Source organism: Hymenobacter profundi, from assembly GCF_019334315.1.
Taxonomy (GTDB): Bacteria; Bacteroidota; Bacteroidia; order Cytophagales; family Hymenobacteraceae; genus Hymenobacter; species Hymenobacter profundi.
Genome location: NZ_JAHWGL010000003.1, coordinates 1 through 26,461 on the forward strand (window position 1 = coordinate 1; position 26,461 = coordinate 26,461).

Consider the following 26,461-nt stretch of genomic DNA (forward strand, 5'->3'; position numbering starts at 1 on the left):
GATTACAAACAGAAAGCGCTTGCCACTTGGCAAGCGCTTTCTGTTTTACATAAGGTCTAGATTTTTTACAAAATCCGCGGAATCCGAGCGAATCCGTGGTTCAAACAGTTATTTTTCTCGCTCGATGGTGTAGTTAATCAGCTGTTCCAACGATGTGCGGGCTGGCGAGGCCGGAAACGTGTAGAGCAGTTGTAGCGCCTCGTCGCGGTAGCGCTGCATGGTTTGGATGGCGTAGTCGAGGCCACCGGATTTCTTCACGAAGTCGATAACGGCCTGGATACGGTCTTTACGGCCGTCGTTGTTTTTGACGTTGTAGATCACGCGCCGCTTGGTAAGCCAGTCGGCTTGTTGCAGGGCGTAGATGAGTGGCAGCGTCATCTTTTTCTCTTTGATATCGATGCCCACTGGCTTGCCGATTTCGGCCGTGCCGTAGTCGAACAAGTCGTCTTTGATTTGAAAGGCGATGCCTACCTTTTCGCCGAACAAGCGGGCTTGCTCAATAGTAGCGGCATCGGCGCCGGCCGAAGATGCGCCTACAGCGCAGCAAGAAGCAATCAGCGAGGCCGTTTTTTGGCGAATGATGTCGAAGTACACGTCCTCGGTGATGTCGAGCCGGCGCGCCTTCTCGATTTGCAGCAGTTCGCCCTCGCTCAGCTCGCGCACGGCATTGCTCACGATTTTGAGCAGAGCGTAGTCGTCGTTTTCGAGACTGAGCAGCAGGCCCTTGCTGAGGAGGTAGTCGCCTACTAATACGGCTATCTTATTCTTCCAGAGCGCGTTGATGGAGAAGAACCCGCGCCGGTAGTTCGATTCATCTACTACATCATCATGCACTAAGGTAGCGGTGTGTAACAACTCGATGAGGGCCGCCCCGCGGAAGGTAGCTTCGGGCAGTGGGTCGCCGCCACAGATTTTGGCCGAGAAGAACACAAACATCGGCCGAATCTGCTTGCCCTTGCGCTTCACGATGTAGCCCATGATCTTGTCCAGCAGCAGGACATTGGACTTCATGGACTGGCGGAACTTGTGTTCAAACTCTACCATCTCGCCCGCAATAGGGGCTTGTATTTCGTCCAGGGTTACTTTCATGCGGGCAAATTGGGCGCTGCAATGATACGGTGAAAAACGATGAGATATTGTGCCTTTCTCTACCATTACATTCGTATGAGTACCGCCGAGGCAGCGCAGTGCAGCCACAAGCCCCCCTTTGTTGGTTCACTCCTCTCCTTCTCCTTGGTTTTATGCGCGGTATTGCCTCTCTTGTGCTGCTCACAATCTCCAACCTGTTTATGACATTTGCTTGGTACGGCCACCTGCATTTGTTCAAGAAAATGCCCTGGTTCGCCAAATTGGGACTGGCAGGCGTAATTTTAGTGAGTTGGGGATTAGCCTTGTTTGAGTATATTTTTCAGGTGCCAGCCAACCGCCTGGGCTTTGTAGAGAATGGCGGGCCGTTCAGTCTGTTTCAGCTCAAAGTGATACAAGAAGTCATAACGCTCACCGTCTTTACGTTGTGCGCGGTCTTCGTCTTTAAAACTGATAAGCTAGGCTGGAACCATGTGGTAGGCTTTGCGCTGCTGATAGCGGCCGTCTATGTCATTTTCAAAAAATGGTGAGCTACTGCCTCGTTGATTGGTTGTAGTGTACCTTCGCTTTTATGGCTTCTTCTACTCCCATTTCCACCGATTTTCTACTCCGTAACCCCAACCACACGCGCCCGTTTGCGGCCGATGCCCGCTACCTGCCCGATGGGCAAGCCAAGCCGGTGGTAGTGTTTGTGCACGGATTCAAGGGCTTCAAAGACTGGGGCCACTTCAACGTATTGGCCGATTACTTTGCCCAACAAGGCTTTGTATTCATCAAGCTGAACCTTTCGCACAATGGCGTGGTGGTAGGCGGCAGCGGCGATTTGGAGGATATGGAAGCCTTCGGGCACAACAACTTCAGCCTGGAACTAGACGACTTGGGCGCCCTGCTCGACGCGCTGTACACGCCCGGCGCCACGCCCCTACCCCCCGCCGAACTGGACCTAACGCGCCTAGCCCTCATCGGCCATAGCCGCGGTGGCGGGCTAGTGTTGCTGAAAGCCGCCGAAGACGCCCGCGTGACAGCCGTGGTCGGCTGGGCCGCCATCAACGACATCGACCAGCGTTGGAGCCCCGACCTGATGCAGCGCTGGCAGGCCGACGGCGTGCAATACATTGACAATGCCCGCACCGGCCAGCGCATGCCGCTCTACTACCAGCTAGCTGAGGATTACCAGCGCAACAAGGTTCGCCTCGATATCCCTACCCTGGTGCGCACCCTGCGCCAGCCCCTACTCCTGCTCCACGGCGACCAAGACGAAACCCTACCCGTACGCATGGCCCACGATTTACAAGATTGGCAGCCGCGCGCTAAACTGGTAGTAGTGCCCGGCGCCAACCACGTATTCGGCGGCCGGCACCCTTGGGAGGAAAACGGCCTACCCACCGACGCCCAGCGCGTAGCCGACGAAACCATTGCTTTTCTACGGTAGGGGCGCCTTGCATGCGCCTGTCGTTGAACGGTATTGCATGCAAGAAATAACCTTCCTAACGCCACAGGCGCGTGCAACGCGCCCCTACCTATGCCTACCCTCATCTACCTCCTACTCGGCAGCAACCTCGGCAATCGGCAGGAAATTCTGCGCACAGCCGTAGCGGAGCTGCACCAGTTGGCCGGCCCCATCGTAGCGCAATCTGGCCTTTACGAAACGGCCGCCTGGGGCCTCGCCGACCAACCCGCTTTCTTGAACCAGGCGGTAGCCGTGGCTACCTCGCTGCCGCCCGAAACGCTACTCGCCGCCTGTCAGCAAGTAGAGCAGCAAGCCGGGCGCACCCGCGAAATCCGCTGGGGCGCCCGCACCCTGGATGTAGACATTCTACTTCATGGGCAGAAAATCATCGACACCCCCACCCTACAAGTGCCCCACCCGCGCTTGCCGGAGCGTCGCTTCGCGCTAGTCCCGCTAGCGGAAATTGCGCCGGAGGTAGTTCATCCTGGGTTGGGTAGGACGGTAGCGGAATTGCTGGTGGAGTGTGAGGATATATTAGAGGTAGAGCAGATCAGTAAATAACTTCTGTAAATATATATTAATTACAATTCGTTTTCAACGTCTTATATTCCTTCTTATTATGATAAAAAAACTCACAGAAAATGAGTTATCCTTAATTAAAAAAAATCTTACAAAAATTAAGAATCAACTGTATAAAGATAGAGCATTATATCATAGAGTATGCATCAGCATATTTGAAAAATGGTTGAACGCGGATGAATGCGAAAGGATTTATGAAACTAATCCGAGCATATTATCTGATTGGCGAGGCAGGTTAGAAAATGTAATAAATGAGTTTTATAACTTGACACCTATCTATTTATGGAGACACAAGAATAATTACCGCATCGTTTTCCATAAACCGAAGAACTTAAAGCACCTACACAAAAAATGCAATATCAGAAATCAGACTTGGAGTAGCGGCCAGCGGTATGATTTACTCATGCCCGAATATTCTGCTGTCTACAGTGAAGAATTCGATTGGACCACTATTATTTGGTATAATGATTTCGAAAAAATACAACCTTTACTAGAACTAGTCAGAAAATCAGGATTGCATATTCTTCCCTAACCAGGTATAGAAAAGCCCGTCAGTTGTTGCTGACGGGCTTTTCTGTACTGCTATCATTCCCTACGCTACCGCCGAAGCCACCGCCACAGTCGGCGCAATCTTCTTCACCAGGCCTTGCAACACCTTACCAGGGCCGCATTCTACGAATTCAGTAGCACCGTCCTGAGCCATGCGCTGCACGCTCTGAGTCCAACGGACGGGGGCAGTGAGCTGGCGTACTAGGTTCTGGCGAATTTCGTCGGGGTTGGTGTGGGGGGCAGCGTCCACGTTTTGGTAGATGGGGCAGATGCCGGGCGAAAAGGTCGTTTTCTCGATGGCATCGGCCAGCGCTGCTTCGGCCGACTGCATCAGCGGGGAGTGGAAGGCCCCGCCTACCGGCAGGGGTAGGGCACGCTTGGCACCGGCGGCTTTCAGTTGCTCGCACGCCAACTCAATACCGCGTTGCGAGCCGGAAATCACCAGCTGACCGGGGCAGTTGAAGTTGGCGGCTACGACCACGTTGCCGGCATCCGTAATTTCCTGGCAGATGCGCACAGTGATATCGTCATCAAGGCCGAGGATGGCGGCCATGGTGCCGGGCTGCTCCTGGCAGGCGGCCTGCATGGCCTGGGCGCGCTGGGCTACCAGCCGCAGCGCATCAGCAAACGTGAGCACTTTGGCGGCAACCAGGGCCGAAAACTCGCCCAGCGAGTGCCCAGCTACCATGTCGGGCTGGAGGCCAGGTAGCACGGCCGCTTGCACCACGGAGTGTAGGAAAATAGCAGGCTGGGTAACGTCGGTGCGGCGCAAGTCCTCGTCGGAACCGGAGAACATGATGTCGGTGAGCGAGAAACCCAGAATGTCGTTGGCCTGGGTCATGAGAGCCTTGGCCTCGTCGTGCTGCTCGTACAAGTCGCGGCCCATGCCGCTGAATTGGCTGCCTTGGCCAGGGAAAATAACTGCCTTCATTCGGTAGAAAGGTGGGATTGGGTTGTTGATTTGATTCTGGTTGTCATTCCGAGCGGAGCGAGCGAAGAATCTGCGTAAGCAACAGAGGGATATTCAGATTCCTCGCTTCGCTCGGAATGACAAAATGTGCCTACTTCACGGGCTGCACCGTCACGACGCCGGTTTGCTTGTCCACGTTGAACGCAGCTTTGTTGGGCATGCGGCCAGCCCAATCGGTGCGGGGCACCAGCACCTGAAACTGCGCGTCGGACTCCACCACGCTAGCCGAATCGACTTGGTACACGGCGCGGTTGGGTAGCTCCTGCACGTAGTCGCGGACGGCAGTACGGGCGGCCGCTTCGGTACCAACGGATGTATTCGGCATGGTTGCAGTAGCGGGCGCCGCTGCCGAATCAGCAGTTATAGCATCGGTGGTGGTGGGGGTATCCTGGGTGCGCTGGCAGCTGCCAAGCGTGCACCCAAAGCCTATCAGAAGGGCAGGAATCGTCTTCATCATACCGCAAAGAAAAACAAAAGGAGCAGACCAGCCGGCCCGCTCCTCTTGCTACGTGCAGGGTAGGCCTGCTAGCGGTTGATTTGCACCCAGCCTTTATAGGTGCGCTTGGTACGGTTCAGATCGTTGAATTCCACCTCGGCTAGGTAAAAGTACATGCCATCCGAAAGCTGAGGGCCGCTGCTGCGCTCCTCGCTACTGCCGCCTCCGTCCCAGTTGATGAAGGGGTCTTGGTCGCCCTCATACACCTTCACGCCCCAACGGTTGAACGCCGTGAAGTGCGTGCGGCGTAGGCTGCTAGTCACTTTCGGTCGGAACGTGTCGTTTACACCGTCGTTGTTAGGAGTAAAAATATTAGGCAGCAAAAACAGCTGACACTCATCGTTGCAGGCCTCGTTGCTGAAGGCGCTCAGCTCGCCATTGCTACCTACCGCCCGCACCTGGTAGCAGCCCGATACGGTAGTAAGCCCCATGTGCACATAGTTGGGCTCCACGGTAGTAGCCAACAGCTGATACTCCGTGGCATCGGGGCTTCGGTAGTACACTTGGTACCCAGTTACGGCCAGGTTGCAGTTGGGCGGCGAGTTGGCGTCTAACTGCCAGCGCAAGTAGTTGGTGTAGCGCTGATTGGGTCCGATAACCGTAGTAGGTAACGCGTACAGATTGGCGGCCAGGCTGTCGCAATTTGTTGTCTGCAAGGTCAGGATGGGCCGGCACGGCACCGGCGCAACGCATATTTCCTGACTGGAATTCAGCAGATTAGGCAGATTAGGCGAGGTATATGCGCCGTTGGTTTGTACGTAGTAGCAGTAGGTTTCGCCCGCGACAAGGGGGTTGGCCGCCGAGCCACGGTCGGTGTAGGTGCCACTGGTGGCAGTGCCCGCCACCGTAGCCAGCAGCGTGAAGGTAGGGCTGCCTGGCGCCCGACGGTAGATGGTGGTGGGCTGCAGGGTGTTGTCCCAGGGCACGTTGTAGATCCAGGTCAGCACGTTGCCGGACGCGGCTTCATCGGCCCTACCCGACAGGCGCACACTAGAAGCCGGAGCTGTCGTCTCCCTGGTTTCGGCAGCGTTGGGGCTGGTATTGTCGCGGCTGAAAAACTCCAGCTTGTAGGTGAAAGCGCTATCTATTGTGTTGCGGCCCGCATCTACGAAAGTTGTTTCCGTGAGAGAATTCGTAGCGAATACCCGCTTGAAGGCAGTAGAGGTAGCTGCCACATTCTGACCCGGCGCCCGGTAGAGGCGGTAGCCTGCCGGCTCGGTAAAGCCCGCCTGGTTGAGAGGCGGCGTCCATTTCACGGTTACCTGGCCATTGGCGGCGGTGCGGTCTACCGTTACGTTGGTGAGCAAGGCACTGGTACCATCGAGGGTCACGCAGGCTTCGGCCGAGGCAATGCTTTCGCCACCTTTGGGCAACGGAAATATGGCGTAGATGCGGTAGCAGTACGTTTTGCCGCGCTCCAGGCCCTGTCCATTGTTATCATCCAGAAAAGAACTCAGCCCAGCATCAATGGCCCCAATCTGCGTGTAGCCTGCTGTGGCCGGAATCCCGATCTGGCAGTCGCCGGGTACAAATCCCGACGTTTCTTCCTTCCGGAAAATCAGCATTTGGCTTGCCTGCGTGCATTGGTACCGGTCCCAGGTGAGTACCACCCGCGTGCTGTTGCCCTGGCGCTGTGCTTGCAAGGTTTGGGGCGGCGGCCCAATTACACGCACCCGCCATATCTTTTCGTCAATCAGGGGCGGGTTGCCGCCAGTGGGTACGTCCTGGGCTTTGAAGGTGAACAGGTAGGGGTCGCGGCGCACATCCTCGCAGCTGGTCACCCACCGAAACGTACCACGCGCCGTGGGCGGCCCCGTGGCCGTTTGTTGAAACGTGATGGGCGGAAACGTGCCGTAGGCAAATAATTGCACCGGGTTGCGGTCGGGGTCGGTGGCCGTGATAGCGCCGTTCACCGTTGTGCCCGCTACCACGCAAATATCTTCCGGAATGGTCACCTCGGGCCGCAAGTTGGTGCTGGGTCCTACTACAATCTGCATATCCCGGATAACAGTACCGATAAGCCGGGGCCGGGCACCCGCCACGTGTCGCCATTCCTCTACCACAAAAGCAAAATTGTACTCACCGATACTCTGGCTACTCGGCGCATTCCAGACAATTAAGCCCGTATTGACGTCCTGTTGGAAGTCTGCTTGCCCACCGGCTGGCGTACCCAAATACGCTACTCGTTGGCCATTGGTGTCGTACTTATTAGGATACTGAAAGCCAGGTACGGTACTCGTATCTACTACTCCACCCCGCGTAATAATAGTAGCTGGAGTTGATGCCCGCTTACTTGGCCGAAGTTTAAAAGCTAACGAATCTCCGTCCGCATCATACGCTCCAGGACTGTGCAAAAACACTTGATTTGCCGTAGCCTGATCAATAGCCGGGGCTGTCAGGACTGGCGAGCGGTTGATACCCAATGCCGGATCAATGGTAATGCTAGTTCCTAAGTAAAACGCTTGGCTAGCTGGATTACTCAGATTGCGCACCTCTTTATTACGATACTCCCCGACAAAGCTGACCAGGTATTGCCCTGGTGCATTGTAAATGTGTTCGAAGTAATACACATTGACTTTGGTATTAGGCGCAGAAGGGATAACAGTTCCGTTGCCTACACGCTGCACTTTGTCTATTCCGGTGCTCGTACCATCGCCGAAGAAGATAGTAGCGTTTGGCTGGTCTGCCACATCACGACTCGGTAGTTTGGTATACAGCACCATCTTAAAAAAGACACGGCGCGGGTTGCGGGCAGCCGTAGTATCGGACTTAGCCTGAATGTCGCCGGCCCGGATGTGCGAAGCATGGGTAGCCAGCGGTAGTAGCCACAAAATAAAAAGGGTTACCACTGCGAGTGGTAACCCTTTGTGCCAAGTAGGTAGGCTTACGTTCATAATAGGATGGCTGATAAATGCAACTAATAACCTGATGGTTACAAGTTAACGATTTATCTGCACCCAACCCTTATACGTTCGCTTGGTGTTGTTGAAATCCAAGAACTCTACCTCGGCTTGGTAGAAATACATGCCATCGGCTAAGCGTGGCGTGCTGCTACCTTCGCCCACATTACCACCGCCACTCCAGTTGATGCGAGGGTCCTGGTTGCCTTCGTACACCTTCACGCCCCAGCGGTTGAACGCCCGGAACGTAATGCGCCGCACGGGGCTGGAAATCTTCGGCACGAAGGTGTCATTCACACCGTCGCCGTTGGGCGTGAAGATGTTGGGCAACAGGAAGAATAAGCAGTCCTCGGCACAGGCCTGGTTGCTGAGGTTGCTGCGCTGCCCAATGTTATCCACGGCCTGCACCTGGTAGCACCCTGCGGAGGAGGGTAGGTTGCGGTGCACGTAGCTCATGGTCGTCACCGAGTCGATGAGCGCGAAAGGAGCGTCAGCCGTGGCTTGATAGAAGATACGGTAGTACACAATGCCATTGGGGTTGCAACCCGCCGGGTTGTTGCTGTCTAGTGTCCAGGTGAGGCGGTTGGTGTAGGTGAAGTCCGCCGGCGGGAAAGCGACGTTCGAGGCTGAGCCTACCGAACTCAGGCTGTCACAGTTCAGGGAGCGGAGCGTGAGCACCGGCGTACAAGGTACCGCCCGAATGCACAGCTCCTGGCTCAAGTTGATGAGGTCTTTGGGTAGATTCTCGCCGCTGTATGAGCCAATGGTCCGCACGTAGTAGCAGTACGTATCTCCCGATGTCACGCTCCGGTCGGTGTAAGTGCCGCCCGTGGCAGTGCCAGTCACGGTAGCCAGTTGCGTGAAGGTAGTACTGTTCTGCTCGCGCCGGAAAATGACGGTTGGTTGCAGTGCGTTGTTCCAGGGCACATTATATGTCCAGTTCAACACGTTGCCGGCTGCACCCTGGTCGGGTCTACCGGTGAGCAGCACACTGCTGGCCGGCCCTACCGACTCGGGGGTAGTAGATGCCGCCGTGAAGAACTCCAAGCGGTAGTTGTAGCCCGTTCCAACGGTGTTCAGGCCAGTATCTACAAATACCGTGTCATTCAGATTGGTGGTTGTATACACCTGCTGGGTAGGGTTGGCGCTCTGCCCCGTGGCCCGGAACAATCGGTAACCGGCCGGCTCCGTGAAGCCCGCGCTGCTGGTCGGCTTCGACCACCGTACCGTTATCTGCCCATTGGCGTCGGTGCGGTCTACCGTTACGTTGCGCATCAGCGCCGAGCGGCCGGAGATGGTCACGCAGGCCTCGGCCGAGGCGATACTCTCGCCGCCTTTGGGTAGCGGAAACACGGCGTAGATGCGGTAGCAATAGGTTTTGCCCCGTTGCAAACCCTGGCCATTGTTATCATCTACAAACGAGCTGAGGTTAGCCCCTACCGCCCCTACCTGCACAAAGCCCAGGCCGGCCGGAATACCTGTAGTACAGGAATCAGGGTTGAAATTCGATGGTCCTTCCTTGCGGAAAATTAGAATTTGGCTGGCCTGCTGGCAGATATATCGGTCCCAAGTAAGGGTAGCCCGCGCTCCGCTACCGCTGATGAGCTGTGCCTGCAAATTCTGCGGCGGCGGCCCCACTACCCGAATGCTCCACACCTTCTCGTCAATCAGGGGCGAATTGCCGCCAACAGGTCGGTCCTGTGCCTTAAACGTTACCAGGTAGGGGTCACGACGCACATCGTTGCATTCCGTATTCCACTGGAAGGTGCCCCTGGCTGTGGGTGGCCCAAGGGACGTTTGCCCGAAGGTAGCCGGTGGGAAAATTCCACCGTAAGCAAACAGGTCTACCGGATTGCGGTCGGGGTCGGTGGCCGTCACAGCGCCGTTCACTGTCGTACCCGCTACCACGCAGATGTCGCGTGGAATCGTTATTTCGGGGCGCAGGTTGGTACTGGGTTCTACGATAATTTGCATATCCCGAATTACCTGCCCAATCAAACGCGGCCTTGCCCCTGCTACACGACGCCATTCCTTTACTATGACCTGCGTATTATATTCTCCTACGCTACTAGAGCTAGGGGCATTCCATACCAGCAAGCCAGTGTTTCTATTTATTTGAAATATGGATTTAGCTCCAACAGTAGCATTCACGTAAGGCACCTGAACTCCGGGTGCGTCTCGCGTATTAGGATACTGAAAACCAGGTATATCAGTAGGCCTAACGATGTTATTGTAAAGTTTAATAATATCATCTGCCAAAGACCCGGTACGCTGACTAGGCGCTAACTCATACGTAAGAGAGTCTCCATCTGCATCATAGGCCGCTGGATTGTGCAGATATACTTGGTTGGTAGCTGCTTTGTCAATGGCTGGCGCCGTTAGAACTGGGGCACGATTGATACCCAGGGCGGGGTCAATGGTAATGCGAGTGGCGATGTAAAACTCGTATCTATCCGTGGGGGGCGACATATTCAAGATATTAGCCTTGCGCAGTTCGCCCACAAAGCTTACATTATACTGACCGAGCGCATTATACGTGTGTTCAAAGTAGAAAACGTTGATGTCCGTATCAGCAGAAACTTGCGCAAACCCCGTACGGGGCACGTTTTGAATATTGGTGCCATCGCCAAAGAAAAAAGTCGCGCTTTCCTGCTTCACCGGTGAACTACGAGCAGTATACAGAATCATCTTGAAGAAGATGCGGCGCGGGTTGCGGGCAGCCGTGGTATCGGACTTCGCCTGAATGTCGCCGGCCCGGATGTGAGAGCCTTGCGCGCGCGGCACCAGACCCAGCAACAGCAAGAAAGCCAATGTAAGCCCCAGAAATAGCCTGCGGCCCCAGCAGAGTAGCGAAAGGTTCATATAGTGAACTTAGAGAGCGGGAAGAAGAGTAGGAGAATATCAGGAAAAATCCGGTGGAAAACCAACAAATCTAGGACCGTTAGTGTTGCCAAATGGTTTTAGGGTTCTAACGGCGGTAGCACCGGATAGATTCATGAACGACGAAACCCCTATCTAGATTGTTTCCTAGTAGGTCGGGGTGTACCTTTGGCCGTTGCAATTGAATCACCTTCGCAAACCATTTCGCAGCTTCTAAATGAGTTGGATTAGTAAAACATTTTCCAGCAGCATCGGTCGCAAAATCATTGTGGCCATCACGGGCTTGTTCCTGTGCTCCTTCCTTGTTGTCCACTTGATTGGCAACCTGCAACTATTTAAGCATGATGACGGCGTTGCCTTCAACATCTATTCCCACTTCATGGGAACGAACCCCGTTATCCGCACCGTAGAGTGGGTGCTGCTACTGGGCTTCGGCTTCCATATTTATGAGGCTTGGGCACTGTTCAGCCGCAACAGAAGTGCTCGTAGTGTTGCATACGTGTCAAACCACTCCGAGCAGAACAGTAGATGGCAGTCGCGCAACATGAGTTTGTTGGGCACTATCATTCTCGTTTTCCTGTTAGTGCACTTGTACAACTTCTTCTACCGGGCCCGCTTCGGTGAGCTGGATCCAGACATCAACAACAATGATGACTTGTACACACTAGTAGTAAGCTCGTTTCACCAGTGGTGGTACGTGGCCCTGTACGTGCTGGCACAGGTAGCCTTGTGCTACCATCTGCTACACGGCTTTAAGAGCGCCTTCCAAACGCTGGGGCTCAACCACCGCAAGTATACACCTGCCATTGAGGTTATTGGCTACGCCTTTTCAATCATTGTTTGCTTAGGTTTCGCCATTATGCCGCTGTACTTTTTCTTCTTCACCAACGAACAGGGCGAACCGCTTTCGGCGGTAGCACCCTTGGTTGATTCCATTAACCTAGCGCTGAAGTAATGTTCCCGGACTCAAAAATTCCCGAAGGCCCTATAGGCGAAAAGTGGGACAAGCATAAGTTTGATGTTAAGCTGGTCAACCCTGCCAACAAGCGTAAATACGATATCATCATCGTAGGTACTGGCTTGGCGGGTGCATCGGCTGCGGCTTCCCTAGCCGAGCTAGGCTATAACGTAAAAGCCTTTTCCTTCCACGACTCGCCCCGACGTGCGCACAGCATTGCCGCGCAGGGGGGTATCAACGCTGCCAAAAACTACCAGAACGACGGTGACTCTGTATTCCGTCTGTTCTACGACACTGTAAAGGGTGGCGACTACCGCTCCCGTGAAGCTAACGTATACCGCCTAGCGCAGGTATCGGTGAACATCATCGACCAGTGCGTGGCGCAAGGTGTGCCGTTCGCCCGCGAGTATGGCGGGTTGCTGGCTAACCGCTCGTTTGGTGGTGCGCAGGTGTCGCGCACGTTCTACGCCCGTGGACAGACTGGACAGCAGTTGCTATTGGGTGCCTACTCGGCCCTGAGCCGCCAGATTGCCTACGGTAAGGTGAAGATGTACACCCGCTCCGAAATGCTGGATTTGGTGGTAGTAGACGGCAAGGCCCGCGGCATCGTGACGCGCAATCTGATTACCGGCGACATCGAAACGCACGCTGCTCACGCTGTTATTTTGGCAACAGGTGGTTACGGGAACGTGTTCTACCTGAGCACCAACGCTAAGTATTGCAACGTAACGGCAGCATGGCGCGCTCACAAAAAAGGCGCTTTCTTTGCCAACCCCTGCTTCACGCAGATTCACCCTACCTGCATCCCTGTATCGGGCGATTATCAGTCGAAGCTGACACTGATGTCGGAGTCGCTGCGTAACGACGGGCGTGTGTGGGTGCCTAAAGAGAAGTCTGTTGCCGAGCGTTTGCGCAAGGGCGAGATTCGCGTGGCCGATATCAAAGAAGCCGACCGTGACTACTTCTTAGAGCGTAAGTATCCTGCTTTCGGTAACCTGGTACCCCGTGACGTAGCCTCGCGCAACGCCAAACTGATGTGCGACGAAGGCCGTGGCGTAGGTTCTACGGGCTTGGCTGTGTACCTCGACTTTGCCGACAGCATCAAGCGCAACGGTGCCGACTGGGTAGCCGCTAAATACGGTAACCTGTTCGAGATGTATGAGAAGATTACGGGTGAGAATCCGTATGAGCTTCCCATGCGCATCTACCCTGCTGTGCACTACACTATGGGTGGCCTGTGGGTAGACTATAACCTGCAAACCACGGTACCCGGCTTGTACGCGGCCGGTGAATGTAACTTCTCCGACCACGGCGCCAACCGCCTCGGTGCTTCGGCACTGATGCAAGGCCTGGCTGATGGCTACTTCGTTATTCCTTACACCATTGGTGACTACCTAGCTAAAACGCCGCCAACCCCTGTTACCACGCAGGACCCCGCCTTTGCGGAGGCCGAAGCCGGTGTACGGGCGCGCATCGATCAGCTGATGAGCATCAACGGCACGCGCACGCCTACCGAATTCCACAAAGCTCTAGGCCATATTATGTGGGAGTACTGCGGTATGGCTCGCTCTGCCGAAGGTCTGCGTCATGCGAAAGCTGAGATTCAGAAGCTGAAGCGCGAGTTCTGGTCTGACCTGAAAGTAGTTGGCGTAAATGCTGACCTCAACCAAACCCTGGAGAGTGCCGGCCGTGTAGCCGACTTCATCGAGCTGGGCGAGTTGATGGTGGACGACGCCCTGGACCGCAACGAAAGCTGCGGTGGTCACTTCCGCGAGGAGTACCAAACGCCGGAAGGCGAGGCGCTTCGCAACGATGACGACTACGCGTACGTGGCGGCTTGGGAATACCAAGGCGAAAATCAGCCGGAGAAACTAAACAAAGAGGAGTTGCAGTTTGAGAACGTGAAGCTCACGCAACGCAGCTATAAGTAATTTTCGAGCTGTTAGCCACTAACTGTTAGCTATTAGCGATATGCTGGTAGTTTCACAGTCCACAAAAGCTAACAGCCATCAGCTAACAGCTAATAGCCAAAAAATAAAATGGCCGGAAGTAACCCCAACGCCAAGCCGATGAACCTCACCCTAAAAGTGTGGCGGCAAAAAAATCGTAACTCGGAGGGTAAGATAGTGGACTATCAGGTGAAGGATATTTCGCCGGATATGTCGTTTCTGGAGATGCTGGACGTGCTCAATGAAGACCTTCTGCATAGAGGGGAAGAGCCGGTGGCTTTCGATCACGACTGCCGTGAGGGCATTTGCGGATCGTGCAACCTGTTCATCAATGGGCGGGCGCACGGACCAGAGAAGGGCACCACTACCTGCCAGCTTCACATGCGCAAGTTCAGCGACGGTGATACTATTACCATCGAGCCCTGGCGCGCCAATTCTTTCCCCGTAAACAAAGACCTGAGCGTAGACCGCTCGGCTTTTGACCGCATTATTCAGGCCGGTGGCTACATCAGCATCAACACGGGTGGCACCCCCGACGCCAACGAAATTCCCATTCCGAAAGAAATTTCGGATCGGGCGTTCGAGGCGGCTACCTGTATCGGTTGCGGCGCGTGCGTAGCAGCCTGCAAAAATGCTTCGGCCATGCTGTTCGTATCGGCTAAGGTGTCGCAGTTGGCACTGTTGCCTCAGGGCCACGTGGAGCGTAAGTCACGCGTGGAAAACATGGTAGCGCAGATGGACAAGGAAGGTTTTGGTGCCTGCACCAACATCGGCTCGTGCGCCGCAGAGTGCCCAGTGGGTATTTCGCTGGAAAACATTGCCATCCTGAACCGCGAATTTTTGGCCGCTAAGGCTACCTCGAATAACCTATCGTAGGCAGCGCGGTTGTACTATATGGAAAGGCGAAGTGGAGTTCCACTTCGCCTTTTTGTTTTCCCTAGTTTCTTTACGCGCATGATTACCATTATCGCAGGCACCAATCGGCCTAACTCCCGCGCCCGGCTGGTAGCCGACTTATATGGCCAGTTGCTGGCCGATTTGGGGGCAGACTACCAACTGTTGGATTTGGTAGAACTGCCAGCCGATTTCATCGAAACGGCCCTATACGCGAATACCGGCCAGCACGCTGGTTTCAACCAGTTGGCCGCAAAAGCGGCTGCGGCTGAGAAGCTAGTGTTTATCGTACCTGAATACAATGCGTCGCTGCCTGGGGCGCTGAAGGGTTTTATCGATGGTCTACCCTACCCCGGCGGCATTCGCGGCAAGAAGGCTGCAGTGGTGGGGCTGGGTACTGGTGCGCAAGGCGGGGCGCTGGCACTCTGCCACCTTACGGATATTTTGATGTATCTGGGCACAGTGGTGCTTCCTACCCGCGTGCGCCTACCCTTTATCGACCAATACCTTACGCAGGATGGTACGCTTAGCCATGAGCTATATATGCAGTTGCTACGCGAGCAAGCGGCTCAATTCCTAGCTCTCTGAGAAGCAATCTGGTTGCCAGTATCACTTCGTACAACAAGGTAGATACACTCATTCTCCTTTGGTTTTGCCGTGATGTGTCTACCTTTACGAACGTTTTTGCTGCCGCACTTGCCTGTATGACTCGCTGGTTTGCTGTTTTTTTCACTGCCTTGGTGCTTCTTCAGACGTTCAGTCAGGAGTTGCGGGTGGTGGATTATCAGCTACACAAAGAGCGGATTACGGAGTTATTCTGCGTGAACAAGGCCCGGCCGCAGTTGCATTGCAACGGCAAGTGCCATTTGGCCAAACAACTCCGCAAAGCTGCCGACGAGGAAAGCAAAGCGCCTAATGGGGCTAAGGTCAAGCTTAAGTTTGAGGCCCTACCCTTGCTACGTGTGTACGCTGCCCAACAGGCTTTCTATCCTGTCGTAGTGCAGCAGTTTGCACCGCTACGCGCTGTGCACTACACATTTTCGCCGGAACACGGCATTTTCCATCCTCCAAGCTTCTGGGCTTAGTTTTCGAATAAGACGTGTTGCCATACGGCAAGCGTCCTATAGCGCGTTTCTTATAAGAAGCGCGCTCGATTATCTATTTGCTTTTCAGAAGTTTACCGATGAAATTTTCCCTACCTACCTTTTGGGTAGCCGCTGTGGCTATCCTATTTTCTCTGGCTGGCTGCGACGATAAAGAAAAAGACGCTCAACCTGCCGTAGGCACGCTGGATGTTGAAATGGAGCACGTAGTGGGTAATAGAGCATTAGCTCTCAACACCACTACTTACACCAATCCAGTTAGCAACGAGCAGTTCACCATTTCCCGCTTCAACTACTACGTTTCCAACGTTAAGCTGCAAAAAGCCGACGGTACGGAGTACGCACAGCCCGAGAGCTACTACCTAGTGCAGGAGTCAGATGCTGAATCGAAACACCTGCACTTCAAGGACATACCTACCGGCGATTATACGGGCATTTCCTTCGTGGTAGGCGTGGATAGTGCCCGCAACACGGCCGGGGCCCAAACCGGCGCTTTGGACGTGAACAATAACATGTTCTGGAGTTGGAACACGGGCTACATTTTCTTTAAGATGGAAGGCAACTTATTGGCTTCCAGCTCCTACCCTGCCAAAACCTTTCTGATGCACGTAGGTGGTTTCACCAAACCGTACAACGCCGTGCGCACCGTGAAGCTGACGTTTCCGAGCAGTAACCTGCTGGTGCGCGCCGACCACAGTCCCGAGCTACACTTAAAAGCAGATGCTCTGAAAGTGCTGAATGGCCCTCAACCCATTCAATTGGGCACCTTTATGGGCGCGCACATGCCGGGCAGCAATGCCATGCAGGTAGCCAACAACTACGCGGCAGGCATGTTCTCGGTGGAGCACATTCACGCTAACTAGCAGTGAGCGTATCCATTTCGCGGACTCTAACAGCCTCGCTAACCCTATTCATGGGGCTGGCGGGGCTGCTGGTGGCCGGTTGCCAACCCGACGCGGACATCCTAAAGCAACAGGCTGTACCGGGCGATACGCTCCCCAGCAATTTTCCTACCCCTGCCTACGCGCTCGAAACCAACCCACCCGACCGGGCGACTTTTGAGTTGGGCCGCACGCTGTTTTACGACCCGCGCCTGTCGCGCACCGGAGACGTGTCGTGCGGCTCGTGCCATCAGCAATTTGTCGCTTTTGCCCACGCCGACCACCGCGTGAGTCATGGCGTGGATGGCTTGCTGGGGCCGCGCAATGCGCCGGCGCTGCAAAACCTGCGGTGGCGCCGGGAGCTGTTGTGGGACGGCGGCGCCAAAAATCTCGAAACCATGCCACTGGCCCCGCTCACCAACCCCGTGGAGATGGACGAGACGCTCGACAATGTGCTCAAAAAGCTCAATGCCGATGCCGACTATCAGCGCCGGTTTGCAAAAATCTATGGCAAGTCGCCCATCGATTCGTACCAGTTTCTGCGGGCGCTGGCGCAGTTCACGGCCGCGCTGACCTCGGCCAACTCGCGCTACGACCACCACGTGCGCGGCGAAGCTGGCGGGCAGCTGAGCGAGCCGGAGCTGCACGGCCGTGCGCTGCTCGCGCAGAAATGCACGCCCTGCCACAGCACCGATTTATTTACCGACGAGACCTACCGCAACAACGGTCTGGACCGGGAGTTTTCGGCCGACTCGGGTAGGGCACATATTACCAACGTAACGCAGGATCGGGGCCTTTTTAAGGTGCCGTCCCTGCGCAACGTGACCAAGACCGCGCCCTACATGCACGATGGCCGCTTTGCTACCCTGGCGGAGGTATTAGCCCACTACGACCACGGCGTGCAGGTCTCTCCTACCCTCGACCCGCTCCTGCGCCGCCCCAATGGACAGTTGGGTATTCCGCTCACAGCCCAAGAACAAGCCGATTTGCTGGCGTTTCTGGAGACGCTGACTGACACGGAGTTTTTGCAGGACCGCCGCCTGGCCGAGCGACAGTAAGCGCCTACGGCAGCCGCACGGCTAGCCGCTTCTCATCTCTTTTTTGCTTTTTCTTATGAAGAAAATAGTACTGCCTACCCTGGCTTTTCTATTGCTAGCCGCGCCTGCCTGGGCCTGCGATATTTGCGGTTGCTTTATGGGCATCACGCCCTACGACAACCAAAGCGGCTTCTCCATCATGCACCGCTACCGCGTGTTCAATGGCTACCAGCTCCTCGGGCAGCGGCACCGACTTTTTCCGACAGGTGTGCAGCCCTTTTTTCCATCGAACCCAAACTCTGACACAGGCTACAAACACAGCCACCAAGGTGACCCAACCGATTACGAAGCCTACCGCGTAGTAGAGCTACGCGGTAAATATTTTCTAGCCAAGCGGCTGGAGCTGAACGCCTTTGTGCCCTACGTGATGAATACCACCCAGAGCAACGGCCAGCAGCTAAACGTAGCCGGCGTGGGCGACATAACGGTTTTTGCGGGCTACCATCTCATCCGCAACATTGAAACGCTGGGTATTCAGAGTCGTTTGATTGTGGGCGGCGGTGTGAAGTTTCCTACCGGCGACTACCGCCGCACCAACGCCGACGGCCAGCGCTACGCCATGCTGAACCAAGTAGGCACCGGCACTACGGATGGGTTTGTGTATGCCAACTACATCGGCAGTTTGCACAGCTTTGGGCTGAGTGTGAATGCCAGCTACCGACGCACTACGCGCAACAGCTTCCAAAACAGCATCGCGCCCAGCGCTACCAACTTTGCTACCCTATTCTACCGCCTACCCCTGGGGCCTAACTGGCAGGTTTATCCTTCGGCGCAGTTCTACTACGAGCGCACCAAGGGCGAAATGTTGGACGGTCAGCTCACGCACGAGCACGAGATGAACGACGCCCTACTCGGCCCTGGTCTTGATGTGTACTACAAGAACTTCTCTTTGAATACCAGCGTGCAGCTCCCCGTCTACACCGCCCTCACCGACCACCCCGCCAGCGCTGGCCGCATCGTGCTGGCTGTTGGGTATAGTCTCAAGCAGACGAAGTATTTGGTGAAATGATGGAGTGGTGAGTTTGTAAAGTGGTGAGATGGTCAGTGAAAAAGCACCTGTCAACCTGAGCTTGCGAAGGACCTTATGTTAGTTGAACGAGTCGTTGGTACGAGCATCGTGCTGACGTGAGAAGGTCCTTCGCAAGCTCAGGATGACAGGTGCTTTTTCACTGACCATCTCACCACTTTACAAACTCACCACTTCATCATTTCCCTATAATTCCCGCAGGTGCTTGCCGGTTTGCCTACTCCAAAGTCCGTGCTTGCTTTCGCCTACTATCTGGGCACTGTAGATGCCTTGGTGCCCTGAGAACAAGTAGCTAACTACGCAGGCCAGGCCAATATACAGCCCACCTTCGGCCCCGAATAACTCCAGTCCCATGAGCGTGCAAGCCAATGGCGTGTTGGCCGCCCCCGCGAAAACCGCCACGAAACCCATGCCCGCCAGCAGCGGCAAAGGCAACGGCAGCAGCAGCGCCAAAGCGTTGCCCAGGGTAGCGCCCACGAAAAACAACGGCGTCACTTCGCCCCCCTTGAAGCTAGCACCTAGTGTAAGCGCCGTGAGCAAAATCTTGAGCGCAAACGCATACGCCGGTAGCTGCACGCTGAACGACTTCACTATTACGGGCACGCCTAGCCCAATGTAGCGCGTGGTACCCAGCGCCCACACCAGCAATGCCACCACGGCTCCGCCTACTACCGGGCGCAGGGGTGGGTAGGCAATCAGCTTTCTGTAGAAGCCACTCACCAGATGAGTAGCCGAGGCAAACGCCCTACCTGCCAGACCAAAGGCAATACCTGCCACAGCCGCACTCAGCAAGCCTAGCACACTGGCCGTAGGCGCTACCATGTGGGGATAGTGCGTGTGGCCTAGGCCATGTATATCAGGAAGATACAGACCCCACCAGCGCGTTACGTAATCGGCGCTAATGGCGGCCAGGAAGCTGGGCAGGATGGCATCGTAACGCAGGCGACCAATCAGAAACACTTCCAGCCCGAAAACCGCCCCGGCCAGCGGCGTGCCGAAGATAGACGCAAAGCCCGCACTAACGCCCGCAATGAGCAGCAGCTTCCGCTCGCGCCGATGCAGGTGTAGGGGGAGCATAAGCTGGTCGGCGAGGGTGCCACCCATTTGCACGGCCGTGCCCTCGCGGCCCGCTGAGCCGCCAAACAGGTGCGTGAGTACCGTGCCCAGGAGTACCAGCGGCACCATGCGCAGGGGCAACGTATCCTGGGGCTGGTGGATTTCGTCCAGAATCAGATTGTTGCCTTTCTCGGCCCTACCCGCCAGGTGATGATACATCAGGCCGATGAGTAGGCCGCCCGCTGGCAGCCACCAGATAATCCAGGGGTGTAGCTCGCGCCAGTCGGTAGCCCAGGCTAGCGCCGCCAGAAACCCCGCTGAGGCAGTGCCGGCCAGCAGTCCGATAAGCGTACTCAGTAGCAGCCAGCGTAGCAGAAAAAATACCTGCGAACGGTATTCACTCAGAAAAACCAACGGAAAGTAGCGCATAGTGCGCTCAAAATACGCAATTGCCAGGGGTAGGCGTTATGCCAATGGCACACTGTTGCTCGGCGATAAGGAGCGAGAACCATTTGCCCAACGCGCAACGTTGCGACCTTAGCTTGTATCTTGCTTACTGCATGACCTTTTCTACCCTGCCGATGGCTCTTCTGCTCCGTTTTGTGCGTGCGCGCTTCTGGCTCGCTATGCTGGTATTGGCGGTGGCGTGCAGTCCGAAGGGCACGATGGATGAGGAAGAGGACCCCATAGTAGCGCCTACCCCGTACACGCTTACCCTGCCAGCTACTTTTCCGCAGAGCCCTACCATCCCAACCGATAACCCACTCACCAACGAAGGCGTAGCGCTGGGTCGGATGTTGTTCTACGAAACGCGCCTTTCGCGCAACAATACTCTATCGTGCGGCTCTTGCCACCAGCAGAGCAAGGCCTTCACCGACGGCCGGGCGCGGGCGATGGGCGTAGACGGGCGTCAACACCCGCGCGGTTCCATGTCGCTGACCAACCTGCTCTGGGAAACTACCCTGAACTGGGACGGCGCCGCCACGACCCTCGAAACGCAGGCCCGCATCCCCATTGAGAACGAGGTAGAGCTGCACCAGTCGCTGGCCGCAGGCGTAGCCAAGCTTCAGCAAACCGACCTCTACCCGCCTCTGTTTCTGAAGGCGTTTGGCTCGAAAACCATTACGGAGGAAAACACACTGAAGGCGCTGGCACAATTTGAGCGTACACTGATTTCGGCCAATTCGCGCTACGACCGCTACTACACGGGCAACCGGTCGGTGCTGACGCCGGATGAGGTGCAGGGCCTGATGCTGTTCAACAACCACCCCGAGCCCAGCCACGGTATTGCGGGGGCCAACTGCTTTCACTGCCACGGCGGTACGCTGTTCACGGCTCGAGACTTTTTCAACAACGGCCTCGACCTCAGCTTTGCAGATAACGGCCGCGGCCAAGCCACCGGGCAAGCCTTCGACAACGGCAAGTTTCGGGCACCCACCCTGCGCAACATTGCCCTCACGGCCCCCTACATGCACGATGGCCGTTTTGCTACCCTAGAGGAAGTGGTAGACCATTACAGCGACCATGTGCAGCGCCAGAGCCCCAACCTCGACCCCAATATGCTGGACGCTACCAACGTGCCATTTGGCAGTCAGCTCAGCCTTTCGGCTACTCAAAAACGGCAACTCGTAGCCTTCTTAAAAACCCTGACTGACACGACGTTTGTGCAGGACAAGCGCTTCGCCAATCCGTTTACTCCCTGATTGGCAAGCACTAACCGGTTGCTTGCGGGCAAATTGTGTACTTTGCACACATGAAACGCTGGTTTGCCTACGTGCTGCTCCTGCCGGGGCTCTTCTTGTTGATGGGCTGCTTCACCACAGCGCGGGAGCCACACTCACCGGCCACACGCCCAGCCCGCGCCCCCCGCACGCTCACCCCCGACCGGGAAATTGCTGAACCTGCGCAACCTGAAAAGGAAACCCCGCCTAAGTCGTAGCGTGGTGTGGCCGCAAGTAGTGTTGCTACAACGGCGGAATATTCACTGGCTTCTGTGTGCCAATACGTTGCGTTAGTACGATCCGCTACTTTCTGCTCCTACCCTTTCTATGTCCCGATTACTATTTCTATCCTTACTGGCCGGCTTATCGCATAGCCCCGCCTTTGCTCAGTCGCAGCCCGCTACCCCTACTACCTTAGATTCGCTGAAGCTGGTCTATATGGGTTCTTCCGTACCTGCCGGTGTAGGAGCCACCAATCAACACGGCTACACGGCGCTTTACTCTGATTTGCTGACGAAACGAGCCGCAGCTGGGGTAGGGCTACCTTGGAAAACGGCCAATATCAGCATCTCCGGCAATAACACTATTGCCGTGATGAAGCGCTTTGATGCTGATTTGCTGCCGCAACACGCCAAGTATGTGGTATTTGCGCTGGCGCTTGGCAACGAGGGTATAAAGGAAAAGGGCCAGCCAATTTTTGAGCAGTTCAAGACCAATCTGGTCACGCTTATCAACCAGGCGCGGGCACTTGGCATGGTGCCCATCATCACCAACGGCTACACGCGCAACGACTACGGCCCCGAACAGTACGAGTTCACGCGCCGCATGAACTTGCTGATTCAGGGATGGAATGTGCCCAGTATTAATCTGCTCGGTGCTGTCGACGATGGGCAGGGCCGCTGGACCACGGGCTACTGGTTCGACGGCCTGCACCCCAACGACCGGGGCCATGCGGAAATGGCGCATACCATTGTGCCTTCGCTGTTTGATGCTCTGCATGCGGGCAAGCCGCAGCCCACGCGCCGCACCAGTATGGGCATCAAGCTCACCAACACCGCCAGTCGGCCAGCGCCTACCATCCGGTTGGTGCCCGAGGATGTGGTGCACCCTTTCACCACCATTATCCGCTTCAAAACCGGCACCGCAGGCCAACTACTGGCCATCCGCGACAGTGCCGGCCTTGCAGTAGGCACGCTACAGGTAGCACCGGGCGGCGTGGTTTCCTACAACTCTGCTAAGGGACAGCGCATCACCGGCAAAGTACCCGTGGCAGACAATCATTGGCACCAGTTAGCCCTTACGCACTACTACGCGCGCGGGGCTACCCAACTCTATGTTGATAGCACCCAGGAAGGTAGCGTGGCGGAGCGCCTGCGCCCTACCCAACTCGACTTGGGCGGCGCCACTGCCCCACGCCGGGTGCAGCTACGCGACTGGTTTTTCTACCGCTCCGGCATGAACCAAGATGAAATCCTGGCCGTTGCAGCCGACTCTTTGCTCAAATCCAGTTTGGAACTCTATGCCCCACTCAACGGCCGCCAAAATGCTTCCGATTCACTCAGTAATCTGGCACAGAGCCTAAATACGTTGCATGTGGTTTCTGCCGCGCAGAAAATGCAGAAAATGCAGAAAATGAAGCGACCCGCCTCCCCTACCCGCTCGGCAACACCGCAGCCTGCTACTACCCCTACCTCTACCAAGCGTCGTAAGTAAAGCGGAAGCTATAATTAGCTTATGCTGATTAGCCTTAGAAAGACATCGGCCCGCTGAAGTTACTTCAGCGGGCCGATGTCTTTCTAAGGCTTTCTTGTTTTTAATCCACGTTGTCGTGCAGGAAGCGGTTATCACCCAACAGCTCGTTATCATCCGAGAGGTTGAAACGGCTGATGTTCTGCTCGCTGGAAGGCGTCACGTTTTCCAGCTTCACTTGGCGGCGTAGGTAGGCCGGCGTTTCCAACTGGTCCTTAATGGCTTCGTTGGTGAGGCCATTGCTCAGGCCCTGCAAGCGGCGGCGGCGCTCCTCGGCGCGGGCATCATGAACAGGTCGGGCCGAAGGCTGGTAGGGTGTAGCGTGCACCGGCTGCTGCTGATACTGTTGCGGCTGGGGTTGCAGCACCGGCTCCGGGTTAGGCGTCGGCGACGGATTAACGGGTGGCTCGTAGGTATACGGCGACGTTTCTAGGTCAAAAGTAACCTTAGGCGGCTCGGGAGTAACCGGGGCCGCTGGAATCGGAGCGGGCGCTGGAGCCGGCGCGCCAAACGAAGGCACAATCGAATTATCGGAACGCGGCTCAGCAGGAGCAGCCGGCGCAGTCGCTTCCGGCGCGCTAGGTGTTTCCTTGCTCACCATGCTGTCGGTGATGGTGTGCGCCTCGCGGGCGAAGCCGGTAGCAATTACCGTCACCCGAATGCTCTGGCCCAGGGTAGAATCGATGCCGTGGCCGAAAATCACCTCGGCGTTCTGGCCCGCTTTGTCTTGGATGCACTCCGTAATTTCGGTCAGCTCGTCCATTTCCAGCTCTGCCTGGTCGCCCGACATGATGCTGAGCAGAATGCGCTGGGCGCCGTGAATATCGGTGTTGTTGAGCAGCGGCGAAGCCAGGGCCTCTTCCGCAGCACGGCGGGCGCGGTTTTCGCCATCCGTGATGGAACTACCCATTACGGCGGCGCCCGAGTCCTTCATCACCGTTTTCACGTCTTCAAAGTCCACGTTCACGTCGGCCGTCACCGTAATGATTTCGGCTATAGACTTGGCAGCCGTGCTCAGCACGTTATCAGCCTTAGCAAAGGCCGAGCGGATGGGTAGGTTGCCGTAAATCTCGCGGAGTTTGTCGTTGAGAATCACCAGCACCGTGTCGCAGTTCTCGCTTAGCTCCTTGATGCCCTGCTCGGCTTGCTGACGCTTCTTCTTACCCTCAAACATGAAGGGTGCCGTCACGATACCTACCGTGAGAATGTCCAGCTCTTTGGCCACGCGGGCAATAACCGGAGCAGCACCGGTACCGGTACCACCACCCATACCGGCCGTAATGAACACCATTTTGGTGCCGTGGCTCAGCAGCTCCCGGATTTGCTCTTTGCTCTCGATGGCGGCCTGCTTTCCCCGCTCGGGGTTCGCGCCCGCACCCAGGCCCTCGGTCAGGTCCAGACCGATTTGCAGGCGGTTAGGCACCGTCGAGGAGGCTAGGGCCTGCTTGTCGGTGTTGCAGATTACAAACTCAACGTCCTTAATGCCCTGATTGAACATGTGGTTCACGGCGTTGGAGCCGCCCCCACCCACGCCAATCACCTTAATGATGGACGTGTTTTGCGCTGGTATATCGAAGGTGAAATTCATGGGGTTTAATTAATAATTAAGAATTAAGAATTAATAATTGGGAAGTATACGTGCTGCGTGCCTGACGGCCTAGTTGCAAAAGCACAATCCTTAATTATTAATTCTCAATTATTAATTAAATGGTTAGTACTGCTTATCGTCAAAATCGTCGATGAGCAGACCTTTGGTGCGACTAATAATGTCCTGGAAGAACTTACTAGCGCCCGAAGGCTTCTTGGGCTTTTCCGGCTCCGGTGCAGGAGCAGGTTGTTGCGCTACGGGCGTTGGCGGCGTGTAGCGTGGCTCAGGAGCTTGCGGCTGGTAGTAGGTCTGCGGCTGCTCCTCTTCGTAGATGCTCTGGTTGACACGCTCGTCGAGGGGACGGTAGCCGGCCAGCACTAGCCCTACCGTAGTAGCATACATCGGTGACTTCACCGCCTCGATCTTGCTCTTACCCAGGTGCTCATTGGGGTAGCCAATGCGCGTATCCATGCCGGTCACGTACTCCGTGAGTTGCACCAGGTTTTGCAACTGCGAGCCACCACCCGTCAGTACAATGCCAGCGGCCAGTTTATCGGCGTGGCCGGTACGCTGAATTTCGGCATACACCAGCTCCACGATTTCCTCCATCCGAGCCTCAATAATGTAGGCCAGGTTTTTAAGGGAAATCTCCTTGGGAGCCCGGTCGCGCAGGCCAGGAATGCTCACGATTTCGTACTCGGAAGCTTCCTCAGCAATGGCTTTACCGAACTTCACCTTCAGTTGCTCCGCCTGATTTTGCATCACGGCGCAGCCCTGCTTGATGTCGCTGGTCAGGATATTGCCGCCGAAGGGTAGCACTGCCGCGTGGCGGATGATGCCGTCCTTAAAGATAGCCAAGTCCGTGGTACCGCCGCCAATGTCGATTAGGGCCACGCCCGCCTCTTTTTCCTCATCCGACAGCACCGACATCGACGAAGACAGCGGCTCCAGGATCAGGCTATCAATCTCCAGCCCAGCCTTGGTTACGCACTTGTTGATGTTGTTGATGGCCGTGCTTTGGGCCGTGATAATGTGAAAATTACCCTCCAAACGCACACCCGACATCCCCACCGGATCCATAATACCTTCCTCGTAATCCACCTTGTAGTCCTGGGGCATTACGTGGATGATTTCGGAGCCGGGCGGGGTCACCAGCCGGTACATATCGTTGGTCAGCCGGTTCACGTCTTCCACCGTGATTTCGCTGTCGGTAGAGGCGCGCGTGATGCTGCCGTTGTGTTGCAAGCTCTTGATGTGCTGGCCTGCAATACCCACGTTCACTACGCCGATATTGATACCGGATTGCTCCTCCGCCTGCCGGATGGCGCGCTTAATGGCGTCCACCGTCTTGTCGATGTTCGACACGATACCCCGCACAACACCTTCCGACACAGCTTTCCCCATGCCCAAAATTTCGAGCTTACCGAATTCATTCTTGCGCCCTACCAGCGCACAGATTTTGGTGGTTCCAATGTCGAGACCGACGACAATTTTATCGTTTTGCATGAGGCGGAGGCGTGTAGGTAGG

Annotated in this window: 22 protein-coding genes; 14 read left to right on the forward strand and 8 right to left on the reverse strand. The window is 55.9% G+C overall.

Going from position 1 to position 26,461, the window contains the following annotated elements; all coding sequences use genetic code 11:
- Nucleotides 1–108: 108 nt before the first annotated feature.
- On the reverse strand, nucleotides 109–1,089 hold the full coding sequence (locus KYK14_RS01505) for a polyprenyl synthetase family protein (RefSeq protein WP_185282854.1): 981 nt from the start codon (nucleotides 1,087–1,089) through the stop codon (nucleotides 109–111).
- Nucleotides 1,090–1,241: 152 nt separating this feature from the next.
- Here KYK14_RS01505 and KYK14_RS01510 point away from each other — a divergent pair, with 152 nt between their 5' ends.
- The 3 genes from KYK14_RS01510 (at nucleotide 1,242) to folK (ending at nucleotide 3,097) form a co-directional block, all read left to right on the forward strand.
- On the forward strand, nucleotides 1,242–1,616 hold the full coding sequence (locus tag KYK14_RS01510; RefSeq protein WP_185284203.1) for a DMT family protein: 375 nt from the start codon (nucleotides 1,242–1,244) through the stop codon (nucleotides 1,614–1,616).
- A gap of 41 nt (nucleotides 1,617–1,657) precedes the next feature.
- Nucleotides 1,658–2,518 carry an alpha/beta hydrolase family protein gene (locus KYK14_RS01515; RefSeq protein WP_219156375.1) on the forward strand — a complete coding sequence of 287 codons (861 nt, stop codon included), beginning with the start codon at nucleotides 1,658–1,660 and terminating at the stop codon, nucleotides 2,516–2,518.
- Nucleotides 2,519–2,608: 90 nt separating this feature from the next.
- On the forward strand, nucleotides 2,609–3,097 hold the full coding sequence (folK, locus tag KYK14_RS01520) for a 2-amino-4-hydroxy-6-hydroxymethyldihydropteridine diphosphokinase (RefSeq protein WP_219156377.1): 489 nt from the start codon (nucleotides 2,609–2,611) through the stop codon (nucleotides 3,095–3,097).
- 610 nt (nucleotides 3,098–3,707) lie between these two features.
- Here folK and fabD read toward each other — a convergent pair.
- The 4 genes from fabD to KYK14_RS01540 form a co-directional block, all read right to left on the reverse strand.
- A complete protein-coding gene (gene fabD / locus KYK14_RS01525; protein WP_219156379.1) occupies nucleotides 3,708–4,595 on the reverse strand; it encodes an ACP S-malonyltransferase in 888 nt (295 codons plus the stop codon).
- A gap of 130 nt (nucleotides 4,596–4,725) precedes the next feature.
- Nucleotides 4,726–5,091 carry a hypothetical protein gene (locus KYK14_RS01530; protein WP_219156381.1) on the reverse strand — a complete coding sequence of 122 codons (366 nt, stop codon included), beginning with the start codon at nucleotides 5,089–5,091 and terminating at the stop codon, nucleotides 4,726–4,728.
- A gap of 68 nt (nucleotides 5,092–5,159) precedes the next feature.
- The gene (locus tag KYK14_RS01535; RefSeq protein ID WP_219156383.1) at nucleotides 5,160–7,961 is read right to left on the reverse strand and encodes a T9SS type B sorting domain-containing protein; all 2,802 of its coding nucleotides are present in this window, start codon (nucleotides 7,959–7,961) and stop codon (nucleotides 5,160–5,162) included.
- 108 nt (nucleotides 7,962–8,069) lie between these two features.
- Nucleotides 8,070–10,892 (reverse strand): T9SS type B sorting domain-containing protein, encoded by a 2,823-nt coding sequence (locus tag KYK14_RS01540; RefSeq protein WP_219156385.1) that lies wholly within the window; start codon nucleotides 10,890–10,892, stop codon nucleotides 8,070–8,072.
- A gap of 235 nt (nucleotides 10,893–11,127) precedes the next feature.
- Between KYK14_RS01540 and KYK14_RS01545 the strand changes: the two genes are divergently transcribed.
- The 8 genes from KYK14_RS01545 to KYK14_RS01580 all read left to right on the forward strand — a co-directional run bounded on the left by KYK14_RS01545 (nucleotide 11,128) and on the right by KYK14_RS01580 (nucleotide 18,801).
- A complete protein-coding gene (locus KYK14_RS01545; RefSeq protein ID WP_185282847.1) occupies nucleotides 11,128–11,865 on the forward strand; it encodes a succinate dehydrogenase cytochrome b subunit in 738 nt (245 codons plus the stop codon).
- Nucleotides 11,865–13,799 carry a fumarate reductase/succinate dehydrogenase flavoprotein subunit gene (locus tag KYK14_RS01550; RefSeq protein WP_185282846.1) on the forward strand — a complete coding sequence of 645 codons (1,935 nt, stop codon included), beginning with the start codon at nucleotides 11,865–11,867 and terminating at the stop codon, nucleotides 13,797–13,799. The genes KYK14_RS01545 and KYK14_RS01550 overlap by 1 nt, the downstream gene beginning before the upstream one ends.
- A 138-nt stretch (nucleotides 13,800–13,937) precedes the next feature.
- On the forward strand, nucleotides 13,938–14,693 hold the full coding sequence (locus KYK14_RS01555) for a succinate dehydrogenase/fumarate reductase iron-sulfur subunit (RefSeq protein ID WP_185284202.1): 756 nt from the start codon (nucleotides 13,938–13,940) through the stop codon (nucleotides 14,691–14,693).
- Nucleotides 14,694–14,771: 78 nt separating this feature from the next.
- Nucleotides 14,772–15,299 (forward strand): NADPH-dependent FMN reductase, encoded by a 528-nt coding sequence (locus KYK14_RS01560; protein WP_185282845.1) that lies wholly within the window; start codon nucleotides 14,772–14,774, stop codon nucleotides 15,297–15,299.
- Between the two features lie 116 nt (nucleotides 15,300–15,415).
- On the forward strand, nucleotides 15,416–15,796 hold the full coding sequence (locus tag KYK14_RS01565) for a hypothetical protein (protein WP_219156387.1): 381 nt from the start codon (nucleotides 15,416–15,418) through the stop codon (nucleotides 15,794–15,796).
- Between the two features lie 98 nt (nucleotides 15,797–15,894).
- The gene (locus KYK14_RS01570; protein ID WP_219156389.1) at nucleotides 15,895–16,677 is read left to right on the forward strand and encodes an MbnP family protein; all 783 of its coding nucleotides are present in this window, start codon (nucleotides 15,895–15,897) and stop codon (nucleotides 16,675–16,677) included.
- 2 nt (nucleotides 16,678–16,679) lie between these two features.
- Nucleotides 16,680–17,753 carry a cytochrome-c peroxidase gene (locus tag KYK14_RS01575; RefSeq protein ID WP_219156391.1) on the forward strand — a complete coding sequence of 358 codons (1,074 nt, stop codon included), beginning with the start codon at nucleotides 16,680–16,682 and terminating at the stop codon, nucleotides 17,751–17,753.
- 55 nt (nucleotides 17,754–17,808) lie between these two features.
- A complete protein-coding gene (locus KYK14_RS01580; RefSeq protein WP_219156393.1) occupies nucleotides 17,809–18,801 on the forward strand; it encodes a transporter in 993 nt (330 codons plus the stop codon).
- 204 nt (nucleotides 18,802–19,005) lie between these two features.
- Here KYK14_RS01580 and KYK14_RS01585 read toward each other — a convergent pair whose 3' ends face one another.
- The gene (locus KYK14_RS01585) at nucleotides 19,006–20,304 is read right to left on the reverse strand and encodes a voltage-gated chloride channel family protein (protein WP_219156394.1); all 1,299 of its coding nucleotides are present in this window, start codon (nucleotides 20,302–20,304) and stop codon (nucleotides 19,006–19,008) included.
- Nucleotides 20,305–20,435: 131 nt separating this feature from the next.
- Between KYK14_RS01585 and KYK14_RS01590 the strand changes: the two genes are divergently transcribed.
- From KYK14_RS01590 to KYK14_RS01600, 3 genes are all read left to right on the forward strand, one after another.
- Nucleotides 20,436–21,578 (forward strand): cytochrome-c peroxidase, encoded by a 1,143-nt coding sequence (locus KYK14_RS01590; protein WP_219156395.1) that lies wholly within the window; start codon nucleotides 20,436–20,438, stop codon nucleotides 21,576–21,578.
- 50 nt (nucleotides 21,579–21,628) lie between these two features.
- Nucleotides 21,629–21,814 carry a hypothetical protein gene (locus tag KYK14_RS01595; protein ID WP_219156396.1) on the forward strand — a complete coding sequence of 62 codons (186 nt, stop codon included), beginning with the start codon at nucleotides 21,629–21,631 and terminating at the stop codon, nucleotides 21,812–21,814.
- Nucleotides 21,815–21,923: 109 nt separating this feature from the next.
- Nucleotides 21,924–23,309, forward strand: a complete 1,386-nt coding sequence (locus KYK14_RS01600; RefSeq protein WP_219156398.1) for an SGNH/GDSL hydrolase family protein — start codon at nucleotides 21,924–21,926, stop codon at nucleotides 23,307–23,309.
- 100 nt (nucleotides 23,310–23,409) lie between these two features.
- On the opposite strand, the gene ftsZ is transcribed toward KYK14_RS01600, so the two are convergent.
- Together ftsZ and ftsA are read right to left on the reverse strand one after the other, a co-directional pair.
- Nucleotides 23,410–24,933 carry a cell division protein FtsZ gene (gene ftsZ, locus KYK14_RS01605; RefSeq protein ID WP_219156400.1) on the reverse strand — a complete coding sequence of 508 codons (1,524 nt, stop codon included), beginning with the start codon at nucleotides 24,931–24,933 and terminating at the stop codon, nucleotides 23,410–23,412.
- Nucleotides 24,934–25,056: 123 nt separating this feature from the next.
- Entirely contained in the window at nucleotides 25,057–26,439 is a 1,383-nt protein-coding gene (gene ftsA, locus KYK14_RS01610; RefSeq protein ID WP_208308035.1) for a cell division protein FtsA, read from the reverse strand.
- Nucleotides 26,440–26,461 lie beyond the last annotated feature (22 nt).